Raw genomic sequence first — 16,840 nt, forward strand, 5'->3', positions numbered from 1 at the left:
CCACTGGAGACGACGCTCGAGTCCGAATCTGAAGCATGCCTGAAGCACAGGGGTTCTCCAGCGTCCTCCATGCTCGGTGGCCGCCGGAGCGCCCTACGGTGTCCGCCGTGCCTGTTCCCGCTCGAATCCTGGTCGTCGACGACGACGACTCCATCCGGACCTCCGTCGCGACGACCCTGCGTGCCGAGGGCTTCCTCGTCGCCGAGGCGTCCGACGGACGCGACCTCGTCGAGGACCTCCGCCGCGCCGCGCCCGACCTCGTCCTGCTGGACTGGATGCTGCCAGGGCCGAGCGGCATCGTGCTCGCCGGCCGGGTGCGCTCCACCTCGGACGCCGCCGTCGTGATGATGACCGCGCGGGACGAGCTCGACGAGCGGTTGCGCGGGTTCGCCGAGGGCGCCGACGACTACGTGGTGAAGCCGTTCGCGATGGCCGAGCTGGTGGCGCGGGTGACGGCGGTGCTCCGGCGGCGCGGGCGGATCCCGTCGGTCGTCGAGGTCGGCGACCTCGTCCTCGACCCGGACGCCGCCACCGCTCGGCGTGCCGGTGTCCTGCTCGACCTCACCGCGACCGAGTTCCGCCTGCTGCGGTTCCTCGCCGAGAGCCGGGGCCGCACGGTGTCGAAGGGGCAGATCACGACGCAGGTGTGGGGCTACGACGACGTCGCGGCGAACGTCGTCGAGGTCCACCTCAGCGCCCTCCGACGGAAGATGGAGGCGCACGGGCCGCGGCTCGTGCACACCGTCCGCGGCATCGGGTACCGGCTGAGCGACGAGCGGACGGCGGCGTGAGGGTCCACGACGGTGCGCTCCGCACGACCTCGTTGCGGCTGCGCACGGTCGTCGCGATCGTGGTCCTGCTCGCGGTGCTGCTCGCCGGGCTGGCGGTCGCCGTCGAGGTGCTGCTCGGCATCCGGCTGCGCGCCCAGGCCGAGGACCGGCTCCGCGACCGCGCATCTGCCGCCGCGGCGCTCGTCGGGACCGTCGACGCCGAGGACCTCGCCGACCGGCTCTCCGCGCAGGGCCTGTCGGTGCGCATCGTCCAGCCGGACGGCGGGGCCGTCGAGGCCGGTCCGACACCGGACCAGCTCCGGACGGGGCCACCGGACCCGGGAGGGCTGCCGGCGACGGTGCCGCGGGGCAGCGGGCTCGTCGGCGGGACCACACCCACGGCCGCGGCGACGCCCACGACCACCGAGGACGGCGCCACGGTCACGTCGTCGTCCGTGCGCGAGGACGACGGGGTGCTCACCCTCGTGAGCCGACTCGACGACGGCACGCGCATCACCCTGACCGCCGGGACCCGCGACGTGCAGGACACCCTGGTGCAGCTCGGCTGGGTGATGGGCGGTGCCTCCGCGGCGTTCCTCGGGGTCGCCGTCCTCGGGGTGGTGCTCGTCGTCCGGCGGTCCCTGCGGCCGCTCGACGAGATGGCGACGACCGCGCGGTCGATCGCGGGCGGCGACCGCGGACGGCGACTCCGGCCCTCGCGGCAGGACACCGAGATCGGCCGCGTCGCCGTCGCCCTGGACGAGATGCTCGATGCCGTCGAGGGCGCGGAGCGCGAGGCCGTCGCCGCGGAAGCACGGGTCCGCTCGTTCCTCTCCGACGCCGCGCACGAGCTGCGGACGCCGGTGGCCGGGGTCCGGGCAGCGGCCGACACCCTCGTGCGCGACGGTGGCGGCGACGTCGCCACGCGCGAGGTGCTCGCCGTGCACGTCGTCCGCCAGGCCGACCGAGCCGCGCGGCTCATCGAGGACATGCTCACGATGGCCCGGCTCGACCGGGGGATCGAGCTCGACCGACGACCGGTGGACCTCGGTGCCTTCCTCGTCGCGGAGGGCGACCGGCTGCGGGTGCGGCTGCCGTCCGTCGCACTCGAGGTCGTGGTGCCCGAGCGGCCCGTCTCCGCCGACGTCGACGCCGAGCGGCTCGCCCAGGTCGTCGGCAACCTCGTCGACAACGCCGCCCGAGCAGCGGGGCCCGCTGGCAGGATCGTCGTCTCCCTCGACGATCCGGGGGCCGGCCCCGTGGTCCGGGTGGCGGACGACGGTCCGGGCATCCCGACCCAGGACCGCGCGCGGGTGTTCGACCGACTCGTCCGGCTCGAGGCCGCTCGCGACGCCCGGTCCGGCGGGGCCGGACTGGGTCTGCCGATCGCACGGGGCATCGCCGAGGCGCACGGCGGGTCCCTGCAGCACGCCGAGGTCGGCGTGGACGGCGAAGCCGGCGTGCTCGGCGGTGCCGTGTTCGAGCTGCGGCTGCCAGCGGCGGTCGAGGGGCGGGGGTCCTGCTAGCCTGGAGGTCTCGCGAGTGTGGTGGAATCGGCAGACACGGGGCACTCAAAATGCTCTGCCTCACGGCGTGCGGGTTCAAGTCCCGCCACTCGTACAACGCAGGCTCACGGCGTGCGGGGCGGTTCGGTACCGCGTCCCGCCACTCGTGAAACGCAGGCTCACGGCGTGCGGGGCGGTTCGGTACCGCGTCCCGCCACTCGTACAACGCGGTTGTTCTGTCCACGGATCGCCGTGTGCTGACATGAAGCACTTCTGACGTCTAGTAGGCTTGCGGCTGTGAGTGACACAGAAGCAACTGCAACAGCACCGCGCCGCGTCGTCGTCGCCGAGGACGAGTCGCTCATCCGCCTCGACATCGTCGAGATCCTCCGCGACAACGGGTTCGACGTGGTCGGCGAGGCCGGCGACGGCGAGACCGCCGTGCAGCTCGCCACCGACCTCCGCCCCGACCTCGTCGTGATGGACGTCAAGATGCCCCAGCTCGACGGCATCTCCGCAGCCGAGAAGCTGTCCAAGAACCACATCGCTCCGGTGGTCCTCCTCACGGCGTTCAGCCAGAAGGACCTCGTCGAGCGTGCGACCGAGGCCGGCGCGCTGGCCTACGTGGTCAAGCCGTTCACCCCGAACGACCTGCTCCCCGCGATCGAGATCGCCCTCTCGCGGTACCAGCAGATCATCACGCTCGAGGCCGAGGTCGCCGACCTGGTCGAGCGCTTCGAGACCCGCAAGCTCGTCGACCGTGCCAAGGGCCTGCTCAACGAGAAGATGGGCCTCACCGAGCCCGAGGCGTTCCGCTGGATCCAGAAGGCCTCGATGGACCGCCGTCTGACCATGCACGACGTCGCCAAGGCGATCATCGAGCAGCTCAGCGCCAAGAAGTAGCACCACCCGTCGCTCACACCAGCGCCGTCGGACCCCCGGTCCGGCGGCGCTGCTGCGTTCCCGGGCGCGCGGGGCGGTGGAGGCGACCACCTGGCAGGCTGGAGCCGTGGACGACGTGGTGATCCGGGCCTCCCGGCCTGACGACATGCCGGCGGTGGCCGACCTGCGGTGGCGGTGGAGTGTCGGCGAGGGCGGCGCCGAGCCGGCCGCGACGCCGGACGACTACCGCGCGGCGATGACGGCCTTCGCACTCGAACACCCGGACACGCACCGGTGCGTGGTCGCGGAGTGCGACGGTGCGGTGCTCGGGATGGCGTGGCTCGGACTCGTCGCCCGGCCGCCGACCCCGGACCGGCCGGGCCGACGCCTGACCGCCGACGTGCAGACCGTCTACGTGCACCCGGACCTGCGCGGGCTCGGCGTCGCCGGACGACTCGTCACCGCGCTGCTCGACATCGCGGACGACCTCGGTGTCGAGCGGACCTCGGTGCACTCGAGTGTGGACGGAGAGCGGCTCTACCGACGGCTCGGCTTCGGCGACGCACGGCTGCTGCTGCAGCGTCCGCCCGAGGACTGAGCGTTCGGTGCCTCAGCCGCGCGCGGGCAGCTGCTGGAGTGTCCAGGCGTTGCCGTCGGGGTCGGTGAAGAAGACGAAGCGACCCCAGGCCAGTTCGTCGACACCGATCGCGTGCACGCCGAGCCCCTGCAGGTGGGCGAGGGCCTCGTCGGCGTCGGGCACCACCACCTGGACGGACTTCAGCGACCCGGGCTGGACGTCGGGGGACATGATGCCCTCGCCGAACGCGATCGAGCACGCCGATCCGGGTGGGGTGGCCTGCACGAACCGCACGTCGTCGGACACGCGCTGGTCGTGGTCGATCGTGAAGCCGATGCGTTCGTAGAACTCGCGGGCCCGGTCGACGTCGCTGACGGGGACCATGACGAGTTCGATCTTCCAGTCCATGACGGACTCCCTGCGTCGGTGCGAGGGGTTCAGCGTGCCTCGCGGATGAGGTTGGTGATGCGGACGGTGGAGCAGCGGCGCCCCTGGTCGTCGGTGAGCACGATCTCGTGCGTGGTGAGCGTGTTGCCGAGGTGGATCGCGGTGCAGACACCGGTGACGGTGCCGGACGTGGCGCTGCGGGTGTGCGAGGCGTTCAGCTCGATGCCGACGGCGTAGCGGCCCTCGCCGGCGTGCACGTTGGCGGCCATCGAACCGAGGCTCTCGGCGAGGACGACGTAGGCGCCCCCGTGCAGCAGGCCGACCGGTTGACGGTTGCCCTCGACCGGGATGCTGCCGACGGCGCGGTCGGCCGACATCTCGGTGATGACCATGCCCATCTTGTCGGCGAGCTCGCCCATCCCGCGGGCCGCGAGCCGCTCGTCGACGTTCCCGGTGATGGTGGCTTCGTCGGTCACGCGCTCGAACTCCCGTGTCGGATGGCGTCGGTAGGCTGTCCGGGTGTCGGACTCCGCAAAGCCTACCCTCATGGTCATCGACGGCCACTCGCTCGCCTTCCGGGCCTTCTACGCGCTGCCGGTCGACAGTTTCGTGAACCGCGACGGGCAGCACACGAACGCCATCCACGGCTTCATCTCGATGCTGCTCATGCTCCTGCAGCGCGAGAAGCCGACGCACCTGGCGGTGGCGTTCGACATCTCCCGGTTCTCGTTCCGCACCCGTGAGTACGAGGCGTACAAGGGCACCCGCTCCGAGACCCCGGCCGAGTTCAAGGGGCAGATCCCGCTGCTGCAGCAGGCGCTCGAGGCGATGGGCATCACCACCGTGACGAAGGAGGACTACGAGGCCGACGACATCCTCGCGACCCTGTCGTCCCAGGGTGCTGCGCAGGGGTACCAGGTGTACGTCGTCTCCGGTGACCGCGACGCCATCCAGCTCGTCAACGACGACGTGACGCTGCTGTACCCGTCGGTCCGTGGCGTGTCCGAGCTCACCCGGTACGACCGCGACAAGGTGTACGAGCGCTACGGCATCGAGCCGCACCAGTACCCGGACATCGCCGCGCTCGTCGGCGAGACCAGCGACAACCTGATCGGCATCGACAAGGTCGGCGAGAAGACCGCGGTCAAGTGGGTCACGCAGTACGGCTCGCTCGAGGGGGTCCTCGAGCACGCCGACGAGATCAAGGGTGTCGTCGGCAACAACCTGCGCGAGCAGCAGGACCGTGCCGTCCGCAACCGCCGGCTGAACCGCCTGGTCACCGACGTCGACCTGCCCGTCGGTCCGGCCGACGTCGCGCTCCGTCCCCTCGACGAGACCGCCGTGCGCGAGCTGTTCGCCAAGCTGCAGTTCCGCACGCTGCTCGACCGCGTCTTCAAGGTCGCCGGCTCCGGTGAGCCGTCCGAGCAGCCGGCCGAGGGCGGGGTGACGGACGGTGCCGCGACCCCGCCGTCGGTGAAGACCCTGATCGACGAGGAACTCGGGTACTGGCTCGAGCGACGCAACGCTTCCGAGGCGGCGAACGGCTACGGCGTCGCGGTCGAGGTCATCGACGGCCGACTCAGCACCATCGGCATCGCCACGCACGACGACGCCGTCCAGGTGCCCGGTGGCAGCGGCGCGAAGGACTACGAGCAGCTGTCGGCGTGGTTCGCCTCCGACGCTCCGAAGCACTTCCACGACGCCAAGACCGCGATCAAGGTGCTCGCGACCGCGGGCTTCGTCGTGAACGGCATCGCCGGCGATGCCCGCATCACGGGGTGGCTGGCCCAGCCCGGCAAGCAGGGGCAGCCGCTGGCCGACCTCGTCTACCAGGAGCTCGGCGAAGAGCTCCCCACCGCCGACCCGAACCAGCTCGTGCCGGAGACCGACCCGGTGAACGTCGGCGTGCACGCCTGGTTCGTCCTGCGGGTCACCACGGCGCTCCGTGCCCGGATCGACGAGTCGTCGCTCAAGGTCCTCGACGACATCGAGCTCCCGCTGGTGTCGGTGCTCGCGAGCATGGAGACGATCGGTGTCGGCATCGACCGCCCGGTGCTCACGGGGTTGTCGAAGGAACTGGGGGAGCGTGCTGCCGACCTGGCGCAGCAAGCGTTCGCCGAGATCGGGCACGAGGTGAACCTCGGGTCCCCGAAGCAGCTGCAGGAAGTGCTGTTCACCGAGCTCGCGATGCCGAAGACCCGCAAGACGAAGACCGGGTTCTCGACCGACGCCGCGAGCCTGGCCGACCTGCAGGAGCAGCACCCGCACCCGTTCCTCGGCCTGCTGCTGCAGCACCGCGACGCCACGAAGCTCCGCCAGATCGTCGACACGCTCGACGCGGCGATCGTCGACGGGCGCATCCACACCCGGTACGAGCAGACCGGCAGCAGCACCGGCCGCATCTCGTCCACCGACCCGAACCTGCAGAACATCCCGGTGAAGACCGCGGTCGGACGCCGGGTCCGGTCGGCGTTCGCCGTCGCGGAGCCCTACACGACGCTCATCACGGCCGACTACTCGCAGATCGAGATGCGCATCATGGCGCACTTGTCCGGCGACCCCGGTCTCATCCAGGCCTTCAACGAGGGCGAGGACCTGCACCGCTTCGTCGGCGCCCGGGTGTTCGGCGTCGAGCCGGCCGAGGTCTCCGCCGAGATGCGCACCAAGGTTAAGGCGATGTCGTACGGCCTGGCCTACGGGCTGAGCGCGTTCGGGCTGTCGAAGCAGCTCCGCATCGAGCAGTCCGAGGCCCGGACGCTCATGACCGAGTACTTCGCCCGCTTCGGCGCCGTGCGCGACTACCTGCGGAACGTCGTCGAGCAGGCGCGCGAGGACGGCTACACCGAGACGATCTTCGGTCGTCGCCGGCCGTTCCCGGACCTGAAGAGCCCGAACCGCGTCCTGCGCGAGAACGCTGAGCGCGCTGCGCTGAACGCGCCGATCCAGGGCTCGGCGGCCGACATCATGAAGATCGCGATGCTCGGCGTCGACCAGGACCTGCGCGACGGCGGACTCGATTCGCACCTGCTGCTCCAGGTGCACGACGAGCTCATCCTCGAGGTCGCGCCCGGCGAACAGGACCGCGTCGAGGAGATCCTGCGCACCCGGATGGGCAACGCTGCCGAACTCACCGTGCCGCTCGACGTCTCGGTCGGTCTCGGCGCGAACTGGGAGAGCGCAGCGCACTGACCGCGGGTCGCGACGCGACCACAGAACGGACGGGAGGCCCGGTGCCAGCTGGCACCGGGCCTCCCGTCCGATGCGCGCCCGGCCGACGGCGCCTGCCGACGTGGGTAGGGTCGGAGCATGAGCGAAGAGCGTCCCGTCCGCCAGCAGACCGCCGTCGACCACGTGGCCGAGGGATGGGTCGCCGCCCTCGTCGACCTCGACCCGACGACGGCCACGTACATCGGTGTGCCGGGTCGCACGGGGGAGTACGGCGACACCTCGCCCGCCGGCGCGGCCGCCCTGGCCGACGCGGCACGGGCCGCCAAGCGCACGCTCGACGCCGCGGCCGCGGTGGACCCCGTCGACGAGGTCACGAAGGCGGACCTCGGCGCCGAACTCGACCTGGTGCAGGAGTCGTACGCGCGGAAGCTGCACCTCCGCGACCTCAACGTGATCGCGAGCCCGGCCCAGTCCGTCCGCGAGATCATCGACCTGATGCCGACGGCGACCGAGTCGGACTGGCACGACGTCGCCAGCCGACTGCACGCGCTGCCGGACGCGCTCGAGGGCATCCGCGAGACCCTGCTCGAGGGCACGCGCGAGGACGTCACCCCGGCGAAGCGGCAGGTCGCCCTGGTCGCGGAGCAGGCCGCCCGCAACGGTGCCGAGGACGGCTTCTTCCGCCGGCTCGCCGAGGGTGCGGCGTTCGACGACGGCTCTCCCGTGCCGGACTCGCTCCGTGCCGAGCTGACCCGCGGGGCCGAGGTCGCGTCGGCCGCGTACCGGAGCCTCGGGCAGTTCCTCGAGCACGAGCTGCTGCCGCTCGCCACCCCGGTCGACGCCGTCGGGCGTGAGGCCTACGAGCTGCACTCCCGCCGGTTCCTCGGTGCCGTCGTCGACCTCGACGAGACGTACGAGTGGGGCCTCGAGGAACTCGCCCGCATGCGTGACGAGCAGGAGCGGATCGCGGACCGGATCGAGCCGGGTGCGAGCGTGGCCCGGGCGATCGAGGTGCTGGACACCGACCCGTCGCGGATCCTGCACGGCACGGACGCCCTGCAGCGCTGGATGCAGGAGACGAGCGACGCCTCCGTCGCGGCGATGGCCGGCACGTACTTCGACATCCCCGACCCGATCCGCCGGCTGGAGTGCCGCATCGCCCCGACGCAGGAGGGCGGGATCTACTACAGCGGGCCGTCCGACGACTTCTCGCGCGCTGGCCGGATGTGGTGGTCGGTGCCCGAGGGCGTCACCGAGTTCGGCACCTGGCGCGAGAAGACGACCGTCTACCACGAGGGCGTCCCCGGCCACCACCTGCAGATCAGCCAAGGCGTCTACAACCGCGGTGAACTGAACACGTGGCGCCGCCAGCTGTCCGGCTCGTCCGGACACGTCGAGGGCTGGGCGCTCTACGCCGAGCGCCTGATGGAGCAGCTCGGGTTCCTCGACGACGACGGCGACCGGCTGGGCATGCTCGACGGCCAGCGCATGCGTGCCGCGCGCGTGGTGCTCGACATCGGCGTGCACCTGCAGAAGACCAACCCGGACGGCGGCGGCTGGACGTGGGAGTACGCCCTGGACTTCATGCGCGAGAACGTCAACATGGACGACGCGTTCGTGCAGTTCGAGGTCGCACGGTACTTCGGGTGGCCCGGACAGGCGCCGTCGTACAAGGTGGGCCAGCGCGTGTGGGAGTCGATCCGCGACGAGGTCGCCGCCCGCGAAGGCGCCGACTTCGACCTGAAGTCGTTCCACCGTCGTGCGCTCGCCCTCGGCAGCATCGGTCTCGACACCCTGCGGAGTGCGCTGCTCGGCTGACGCGCGGGAGACACGCCCGGTTGTGGGGGCTCCGCCGGTGCGGTTAGACTTGTGCGGCGCAATCCGCGCCACTCAATCAATCGCCACGGCGGTGCACCACGGGGGTCTCGACTCCTCACCCGCCACGGCCCGACTCATGTCCGTTCGGAGCAATCTCTACATGACAACCACTACGACCAAGGCTCCTAAGCAGGTCGCCATCAACGACATCGGTTCGGCTGATGACTTCCTGGCCGAGGTCGAGAAGACCCTGAAGTTCTTCAACGACGGTGATCTCATCTCCGGCACCGTCGTGAAGATCGACCGCGACGAGGTCCTCCTCGACGTCGGTTACAAGACCGAGGGCGTCATCCCCTCGCGCGAGCTCTCGATCAAGCACGACGTCGACCCCAACGAGGTCGTCAAGGTCGGCGACGAGGTCGAGGCCCTGGTCCTCCAGAAGGAGGACAAGGAAGGCCGCCTCATCCTGTCCAAGAAGCGTGCGCAGTACGAGCGCGCATGGGGCGACGTCGAGAAGATCAAGGAGTCCGACGGCGTCGTGACCGGCACGGTCATCGAGGTCGTCAAGGGTGGCCTGATCGTCGACATCGGTCTCCGCGGCTTCCTCCCCGCCTCGCTCATCGAGCTCCGTCGCGTCCGCGACCTCACGCCGTACCTCGGCCAGGAGATCGAGGCGAAGATCCTCGAGCTCGACAAGAACCGCAACAACGTGGTCCTGTCGCGCCGTGCGCTCCTCGAGCAGACGCAGTCCGAGTCCCGGACCACGTTCCTCAACAACCTGCACAAGGGCCAGGTCCGCAAGGGCATCGTGTCCTCGATCGTCAACTTCGGTGCGTTCGTGGACCTCGGCGGCGTCGACGGTCTCGTCCACGTCTCCGAGCTCAGCTGGAAGCACATCGAGCACGCCAGCGAGGTCGTCGAGGTCGGTCAGGAAGTCACCGTCGAGATCCTCGAGGTCGACCTGGACCGTGAGCGCGTGTCGCTCTCGCTCAAGGCGACGCAGGAGGACCCGTGGCAGGTCTTCGCCCGCACCCACGCGATCGGTCAGATCGCACCGGGCAAGGTCACGAAGCTCGTCCCGTTCGGTGCCTTCGTCCGCGTTGCCGACGGCATCGAGGGCCTGGTGCACATCTCCGAGCTCTCGAACAAGCACGTCGAGCTCGCCGAGCAGGTCGTCTCGGTCAACGACGAGGTCTTCGTCAAGATCATCGACATCGACCTCGACCGTCGCCGCATCTCGCTCAGCCTCAAGCAGGCGAACGAGGGCGTGGACCCCGAGGGCACCGAGTTCGACCCGGCGCTCTACGGCATGCCGACCGAGTACGACGACAAGGGTGACTACAAGTACCCGGACGGCTTCGACCCGGAGACGAACGAGTGGCTCGAGGGCTACGACACCCAGCGCACCGAGTGGGAGGGCCAGTACGCGGCCGCCCAGGGTCGTTGGGAAGCCCACAAGGCGCAGGTCGCGAAGACCATCGCCGACGAGGAAAAGGGTGGCTTCGACCTCCCGGCCGGCGCTTCGACGTCGTCCGCTTCCTCTTCGTCGTCGTTCTCGAGCGAGACCGGTGGTGCAAGCCCCCTCGCCGACGACGCTTCGCTGGCGGCGCTCCGCGAGAAGCTCAGCTCGACCAACTGATCGAGCGAGTCGCACTGACCGGAAGCCCGGCATCCCCCAGGGGGTGCCGGGCTTCCGGCGTTTCCACGCTGCGGGTCGTTAGCCTGTCGCAGTGCGCATCATCGGTCTCACGGGCGGCATCGCCGCGGGCAAGTCGACGGTCTCCAAGCGTTGGGCGGAGCATGGCGGCATCGTCGTCGATGCCGACCGGCTGGCACGGGACGCCGTCGCACCCGGCAGCCCCGGGCTCGCGCAGGTCGCCGAGCGGTTCGGCTCCTCGGTGATCTCGGCCGACGGCTCGCTCGACCGTCCCGCGCTCGGCGCGATCGTGTTCTCCGACCCGGCGGCACGCAAGGACCTCGAGGCGATCACCCACCCCGAGGTCTGGCGGCTCGCCCAGCGTGCCTTCGACGCGGCCGAGGCTGCCGACCCGGACGCCGTCGTCGTGTACGACGTGCCGCTGCTCGCCGAGGCCCGCGGATCCCGCCCGCTCCGGTTCGATGCGGTCGTGGTCGTCGACGCCCCTGCCGCGCAACGCATCGAGCGGCTGGTCGAACACCGTGCGATGGCCCGCGACGAGGCCGAGCGCCGAGTCGCCGCACAGGCGAGCGACGCCGACCGTCTCGCCCTCGCCGACCACGTCGTCGACGCGACGGGCACACTCGACCAGACGATCCGGTCGGCCGACGAGGTGTGGTCGCGGATCACCTCGTGAAGCACCGGCTGCTGCTCGTCCTCGCCGCGATCGTGCTCGTCGCGATCGGCGGCGGAGCGCTGTTCGCGGCGAACCTCCTCGGTGCGCAGCGCATCGAGGACGACGGACGCGTCCCGACGATCGACCGATCGCACGCCGCCGCGCCGCCATCGGGCGACGAGCGCGGACCCGAGGGGGAGTTCCACCGGTTCCGGCTCGGTACCGTCAACGGCGAACGGCTCACCCCGAACCGCGACGACTTCGCCGCCCGCACCGCGGCCGGCGGCCCCCTGCTGCTGTTCCTGCCCGCGACGCGGTCGCGGCCGGCGGAGTACCAGCGGTTCCTCGGACAGGCCCTCGCCGACGGCTACCACGTGCTCGGGCTGGACTACTGGAACCTCGGTCGCACCCTGTCCGGCACGTGCGAGGCCGACGCACGCTGCTACGGCATGGTGCAGCGCAACCGGTTCGACGGCACCCGCCAGTCCGAGTTCAGCTCGGTGACGCCCGCCGGGTCGATCGTGTCGCGCTTCCGTGACGCGGTGGCCTACCTCGACGACCACGACCCCGACGGCGGGTGGGGCCGCTTCGTGCAGGGCGACGACGACATCAACTGGCAGGACATCGTCGTGGCCGGACACTCCCAGGGCGGTGGCGAGGCGGCGTACATCGCGCACATCCGGTCGGTGCGCGGCGCGCTGATGTTCTCGTCGCCCGTCGAGTCACGCGGTCCGTCGCACGCGGCCTGGATGAACCGTCCCGGCAAGACCCCCGTCGCCCGGATGTACGCCGTCGACGACGTCCGCGACGCCTTCGGCCCGCGGATCACCGGGTCGTGGCGGGTCCTCGGGCTCGACGGCGTCGACGGCCCCTTCCGGACGGACACCGATCCACCGCCCGCCGGCGCGGACCCGCACGCGATCCTGACCGACGTCCGGGGCCGGGGGAAGGCGCACTCGTTCATCATCAAGGACTCCACGCCGCTCGGACCGGACGGGGACCCCCGGATGGCCGCGCTCTGGCAGTGGATGCTGCACCGGTTCCCCTCTGACGGCTCATAGGCTCGCGCAATAGCCTCTGCTGGTGCAGCCCGTCGACGGAGAACCCGACCTGCGCTCGCTCATCCGCGGCCGCGCGGCGGATAGCACCGAGCGCCCCTACCTGGAGGACGCCCGTTCCGCGCGCGTCCTGACCTACCGAGCGCTCGAGGACGCCGTGACCGCCTGGTCGGCGACGTTCGACGCGATCGGCGTGCCCGCTTCCGGAGCCGTCCTCGTCGACGTCGGCGACCCCCTCGCGTTCGCCGTGGTGCACCTGACCGCCGTGGCGACCGGGCGCCGTGCCGTCCCGGTCGACACCGGACAACCGGCAACCGAGCCGGCCCGTCTCGCCGACCTGATCGGCGGGGCCTCGATCGTGGTGTCGGACCGCGCCGTGGACGGGACCGTCCCCGGGGTGCCCGCCAGCGGGATCGACGCGGCCACGTTCCTCCCGGCCGCCGTCCGTGACGGTGACGTGCCCACGCAGAGCCCGGACGCACCGGGCGAGGGGTCCGTGGTGCTCTTCACGTCCGGGTCGACCGGCGCTCCGAAGGGCGTCGAGCTGCCGGAGTCGCAGCTGCTGTTCGTCGCGCGGGCGGTCGCGCGGCACAACGGGTTGACCGGCCGCGACCGCGGGTTCAACTCGCTGCCGTTGTTCCACGTCAACGCCGAGGTCGTCGGCCTGCTGGCGACGCTCGTCGCCGGGGCGACGCTCGTGCTCGACGTGCGCTTCCGGCGGACCGGGTTCTGGGAACTGCTCGCCGAGCGGCGCATCACCTGGCTGAACGCGGTGCCGGCGATCCTCGCCGTGCTCGCGAAGACCGGGCCACTGGACTTCCCGGAGGGCCTCCGGTTCGTCCGGAGTGCTTCGGCACCGCTGCCGGACCCGGTGCGGACGGCGCTCGGAGACGTCCCGCTCGTCGTGAGCTGGGGGATGACCGAAGGTGCGTCGCAGATCACCGCGACACCGTTGGACGCGCCTGCTCGCCCGGGGACCGTCGGTGTGCCCGTCGGGTCCGAGGTGCAGGCACGCGACGAGGACGGCGCCGCCCTGCCCGCCGACGAGGTCGGTGCACTGTGGGTGCGCGGCCCGGGGATCGTCGGGCGCTACCTGTTCGGGCGCGCGGCGGACCGCTTCGACGCCGACGGTTGGCTGAGCACGGGAGATGTGGGGTCCGTCGCTGCGGACGGCTGGGTCTCGCTCGCCGGACGCTCCGACGACGTCATCAACCGCGGCGGCGAGAAGGTGTACCCCTCCGAGGTCGAGGACGTCCTGCTCGGCGACCCCCGGGTGCTCGAGGCCGTCGTGGTCGGGCGGCCGGACGACGTGCTCGGGGCCGTCCCGGTGGCGTACGTGATCCTGCAGCAGGAAGCAGCCGACGAAGCGGACGCCGCTGCGCTCGTCGCCGACCTGACCGCGCGCGCCGAGGCCCACCTGACCCGCTTCCGCCGCCCCGTCGAGATCATCGTGGTCCCCGACCTGCCGCGCGCGCCCACCGGCAAGGTGCAGCGGGCGAAGGTGCGGACGATGGCGCAGCCGTCGTGACCGGCGCCCAGCCGCAGCCGCAGGCCCAGCCGCAGCCGCAGGCCCAGCCGCGGCCGCAGGTCCAGACCCCGACCCGGACCGCTGCGGGCAAGCCACGCCACCTGTACGAGGTCGACGTCCTCCGGATCCTGACCTTCGCCTGCGTCATCGGCGTGCACACCACCAGCCACACCGCCGCGTCCGACGACGTCGGCCTGAACGTGCTGCTCGCCCTGCTGCACTTCACGCGGCTCGTCTTCTTCTCGCTGACGGCGTTCGTGCTCGTCTACAGCTACACGTTGCGGCCGCGGCCGATGGCGCAGTTCTGGCCGAAGCGGTTCCTGCTCGTCGGTGTGCCGTACCTGGCGTGGTCGTTCGTGTACGTCGGCTCGAGCTGGCTCCTCAGCAGCACCCGTCGGGGCGACGTGCCCGACCTCGTGCGGACGCTCGCCGAGGGCATCGTCACCGGCTCGTCCTGGTACCACCTGTACTTCCTGCTCGTGACCATGCAGGTGTACCTGCTGCTGCCGGTCATCGTGTGGCTGGTCCGGAAGACCCGCGGGCACCACGTCACGACGCTCGTCGTGGCGCTGGTGGTGCAGCTCGTCGTGTTCGCCGGGTACAAGTACTTCCCGGCGAGCGACGCCTGGCTGCACGGCTACCAGAAGCAGTTCTTCTTCTCGTACGTGTTCTTCATCGTCTCCGGGGCGATCGCCGCCGACCACGCCGACGCGTTCCTCCGGTTCATCCGGGTGCACCGCCGGGCCGTGCTCTGGGCCTTCGCTGGCGTCGGCGCACTGACGCTCGCCGTCTGGGCACTCCAGGTCGCCCTCGGCCAGTCGCTCTACGCCGCCGGCACGCCACTGCAGCCCATCGAGGCCGTGTGGAGCACCGCGGTGTTCGTCGGCTTCCTGGCGATCGGAGCGCGCTGGGCAGACCGTCGGCGCCCCGGCAGCCCGGTCGCGCGCTTCGTCGACTACGCCTCGGACCGGTCGTTCGGGATCTTCCTGAGCCACCCGTTCCTCATCTGGATCCTGCTGTACGGCGACAGCTGGCTCGAGGCCGTGGTGCCGCGGCCGTGGCTGACGCTCGTCACGTACCTGCTCGTGGTGGTGCTGTCCGTGGCGGTCACCGAGGCGTTCCGGTGGACCCCGCTGAGCGTGCCGCTCACCGGTCGGCCGTCGCTCGCGTCCCGCGCCCAGCGTCGGGCGCGCAGCCCGCAGCGCTGACCCGTGCGTTCCCGTTCCTGCTTGCTGTCCGCGACGGCGGATCCGCTTCGGGGTGGTGGACGCGCTTCGCGGCGGACGGGAGGCGCGGGTCGGCCTGGACCCGGGCCTCCCGTCCGCCGGCCGGGGACCACCAGGGCCCCGCGCACGTCCCGTGGGTCCCGTTGCGGACAGCGGAATCGGGCGTACCTGGTCGTACCTTTCGACCAGGTACGCCCGATCCGGCACGGCGCGCCGCTGACAGCGCGCGTTGCGGGTCAGGCGGCGCGCTGTTCGGCGGCGGGGGTGCCGACCTCGAGGACACCGTTCGTCGACGTGAGCCGCTGCGGCTTCATGAACCACGCGACGACCGCCGCGGCGCCGAGCAGCACGCACGACAGGGCGAACGGCAGCTGCCAGCCGGACGCGTCGATGAGCAGCCCGAAGACGATCGGGGAGACCACGCCGGCGATGCCGAAGCCGGTGTTCATGAAGCCGGACGCGGTGCCGGACCACTGCGGGGCGACGTCCATCGGGATCGCCCAGAGGTTCGCGTTGCAGAGCTCCAGGAAGAAGAACGACAGCGCGAGCGAGATCGTCGCGACGAGCAGGCCCTGCCCGATGACGAGCGGGACGAGGCAGACGAGCGAGCCACCGAGTCCGATCACCAGGACGGTCCGGCGGGCGTTCCGGGTGTTGCCGCCGCGGTGGATGATCCGGTCGCTGAGCATGCCGCCGACCGTGTCCCCGACGACGCCGGCGAGCAGGATGAGCGTGGTGAACAAGGCGAAGTCGCCGATCTCGAGTCCGTAGGTCGAGCTGAGGAACGTCGGCAGCCACGTGAGGAACACCCAGAGGGTCCAGCCGTAGCCGAAGTCGACGAAGGTCACCGGCAGGATCTGCCGCGCCATCTGCCGCCACGGCACCGGCGGACGGGTCGCACGCGTCTCGACGGGCGGGAGCTCGTCGATCTCGACCTGCGTGATGCCCTTCGTGGACTCGGGCTTGTCGCGGAACCAGACGAACCAGACGATGCCCCAGGCGAAGGACAGGACCGCCGTGGCGAAGAACGCCCACCGCCAGCTGCCCGTCGAACCGATCACCCAGGCGACGAGCAACGGGGCCAGCGCGTTCCCGAGCCGGGCCGCGGAGTGCACCACGCCCTGGGCGAATCCGTTGCGGTCGCGGGGGATCCAGCGGGTCATGGCCTGGGTCGCGGTCGGGAACGCCGCGGCTTCGCTGAGCCCGAGGAGCGCCCGGGCCGCGAACAAGGTCCAGAAGCCGACGGCGAAGCCGGTCCACAGTGTCGCGACGCCCCACACCACGGTGATGACGAAGAGGGCCTTGCGCGGTCCGAACTTCTCGCTGATCGTGCCGCCGAAGACCTGCAGCAGCGCGTACGGCAGTGAGAACGCGGACACGATCAGACCCGCGGTGGCCTCGTTGAAGCCGAACTCCTCGGTGATGTGCGGCAGCGCCGTCGAGATGTTCGTCCGGTCGATGTACGAGATCGCGTACATGAAACAGAGCAGGAGGAGCACTCGTCCGCGGATGCGACCGCGGAACGGGGTGCCCTTCGTCGGTGCGGCGGGGGTCGCCGTCGTCATGGGGCCTCTTCGGGTGTGGCTCGTGCTGGCTCGTCGGGGACGTA

Annotated in this window: 14 protein-coding genes and 1 tRNA gene; 12 read left to right on the forward strand and 3 right to left on the reverse strand. The window is 71.1% G+C overall.

Going from position 1 to position 16,840, the window contains the following annotated elements; all coding sequences use genetic code 11:
* Positions 1 to 107 precede the first annotated feature (107 nt).
* The 5 genes from EDF42_RS05850 (at position 108) to EDF42_RS05870 (ending at position 3,755) form a co-directional block, all read left to right on the forward strand.
* Entirely contained in the window at positions 108 to 791 is a 684-nt protein-coding gene (locus EDF42_RS05850; protein WP_243650050.1) for a response regulator, read from the forward strand.
* Positions 788 to 2,296, forward strand: coding sequence for a HAMP domain-containing sensor histidine kinase (locus tag EDF42_RS05855; RefSeq protein WP_123671722.1), 1,509 nt, complete (start codon positions 788 to 790; stop codon positions 2,294 to 2,296). Before EDF42_RS05850 ends, EDF42_RS05855 begins: the two co-directional genes overlap by 4 nt.
* A gap of 12 nt (positions 2,297 to 2,308) precedes the next feature.
* A tRNA-Leu gene (locus tag EDF42_RS05860) sits at positions 2,309 to 2,390 on the forward strand.
* A 182-nt stretch (positions 2,391 to 2,572) separates the two neighbouring features.
* On the forward strand, positions 2,573 to 3,178 hold the full coding sequence (locus tag EDF42_RS05865; protein WP_071291723.1) for an ANTAR domain-containing response regulator: 606 nt from the start codon (positions 2,573 to 2,575) through the stop codon (positions 3,176 to 3,178).
* 106 nt (positions 3,179 to 3,284) lie between these two features.
* A complete protein-coding gene (locus EDF42_RS05870) occupies positions 3,285 to 3,755 on the forward strand; it encodes a GNAT family N-acetyltransferase (protein WP_123671723.1) in 471 nt (156 codons plus the stop codon).
* A gap of 12 nt (positions 3,756 to 3,767) precedes the next feature.
* Here the strand turns inward: EDF42_RS05870 and EDF42_RS05875 are convergent, their stop codons facing one another.
* Complete coding sequence (locus EDF42_RS05875) at positions 3,768 to 4,142, reverse strand: VOC family protein (protein ID WP_123339689.1); 375 nt, start codon at positions 4,140 to 4,142, stop codon at positions 3,768 to 3,770.
* A 29-nt stretch (positions 4,143 to 4,171) separates the two neighbouring features.
* Positions 4,172 to 4,540, reverse strand: coding sequence for a PaaI family thioesterase (locus EDF42_RS05880; RefSeq protein WP_111084165.1), 369 nt, complete (start codon positions 4,538 to 4,540; stop codon positions 4,172 to 4,174).
* Positions 4,541 to 4,640: 100 nt separating this feature from the next.
* On the opposite strand from EDF42_RS05880, the gene polA reads away from it, so the two are divergent.
* From polA to EDF42_RS05915, 7 genes are all read left to right on the forward strand, one after another.
* A complete protein-coding gene (polA, locus tag EDF42_RS05885; RefSeq protein WP_123671724.1) occupies positions 4,641 to 7,310 on the forward strand; it encodes a DNA polymerase I in 2,670 nt (889 codons plus the stop codon).
* A 117-nt stretch (positions 7,311 to 7,427) separates the two neighbouring features.
* Positions 7,428 to 9,107 (forward strand): DUF885 domain-containing protein, encoded by a 1,680-nt coding sequence (locus EDF42_RS05890; protein ID WP_123671725.1) that lies wholly within the window; start codon positions 7,428 to 7,430, stop codon positions 9,105 to 9,107.
* 160 nt (positions 9,108 to 9,267) lie between these two features.
* Positions 9,268 to 10,746 (forward strand): 30S ribosomal protein S1, encoded by a 1,479-nt coding sequence (gene rpsA, locus EDF42_RS05895; RefSeq protein ID WP_111083948.1) that lies wholly within the window; start codon positions 9,268 to 9,270, stop codon positions 10,744 to 10,746.
* 91 nt (positions 10,747 to 10,837) lie between these two features.
* Positions 10,838 to 11,440: a dephospho-CoA kinase gene (coaE, locus tag EDF42_RS05900; RefSeq protein WP_123671726.1), complete on the forward strand. Its 603-nt coding sequence runs from the start codon at positions 10,838 to 10,840 to the stop codon at positions 11,438 to 11,440.
* Positions 11,437 to 12,480 (forward strand): BPSS1187 family protein, encoded by a 1,044-nt coding sequence (locus EDF42_RS05905; RefSeq protein WP_148067627.1) that lies wholly within the window; start codon positions 11,437 to 11,439, stop codon positions 12,478 to 12,480. The genes coaE and EDF42_RS05905 overlap by 4 nt, the downstream gene beginning before the upstream one ends.
* 22 nt (positions 12,481 to 12,502) lie before the next feature.
* Positions 12,503 to 14,005: a class I adenylate-forming enzyme family protein gene (locus tag EDF42_RS05910; protein ID WP_123671728.1), complete on the forward strand. Its 1,503-nt coding sequence runs from the start codon at positions 12,503 to 12,505 to the stop codon at positions 14,003 to 14,005.
* Entirely contained in the window at positions 14,002 to 15,213 is a 1,212-nt protein-coding gene (locus tag EDF42_RS05915; protein WP_123671729.1) for an acyltransferase, read from the forward strand. The genes EDF42_RS05910 and EDF42_RS05915 overlap by 4 nt, the downstream gene beginning before the upstream one ends.
* A gap of 254 nt (positions 15,214 to 15,467) precedes the next feature.
* Here EDF42_RS05915 and EDF42_RS05920 read toward each other — a convergent pair whose 3' ends face one another.
* Positions 15,468 to 16,796, reverse strand: a complete 1,329-nt coding sequence (locus EDF42_RS05920) for an MFS transporter (RefSeq protein ID WP_123671730.1) — start codon at positions 16,794 to 16,796, stop codon at positions 15,468 to 15,470.
* Positions 16,797 to 16,840 lie beyond the last annotated feature (44 nt).

The organism is Curtobacterium sp. PhB172 (assembly GCF_003752545.1).
In the GTDB taxonomy this organism is placed as follows: domain Bacteria; phylum Actinomycetota; class Actinomycetes; order Actinomycetales; family Microbacteriaceae; genus Curtobacterium.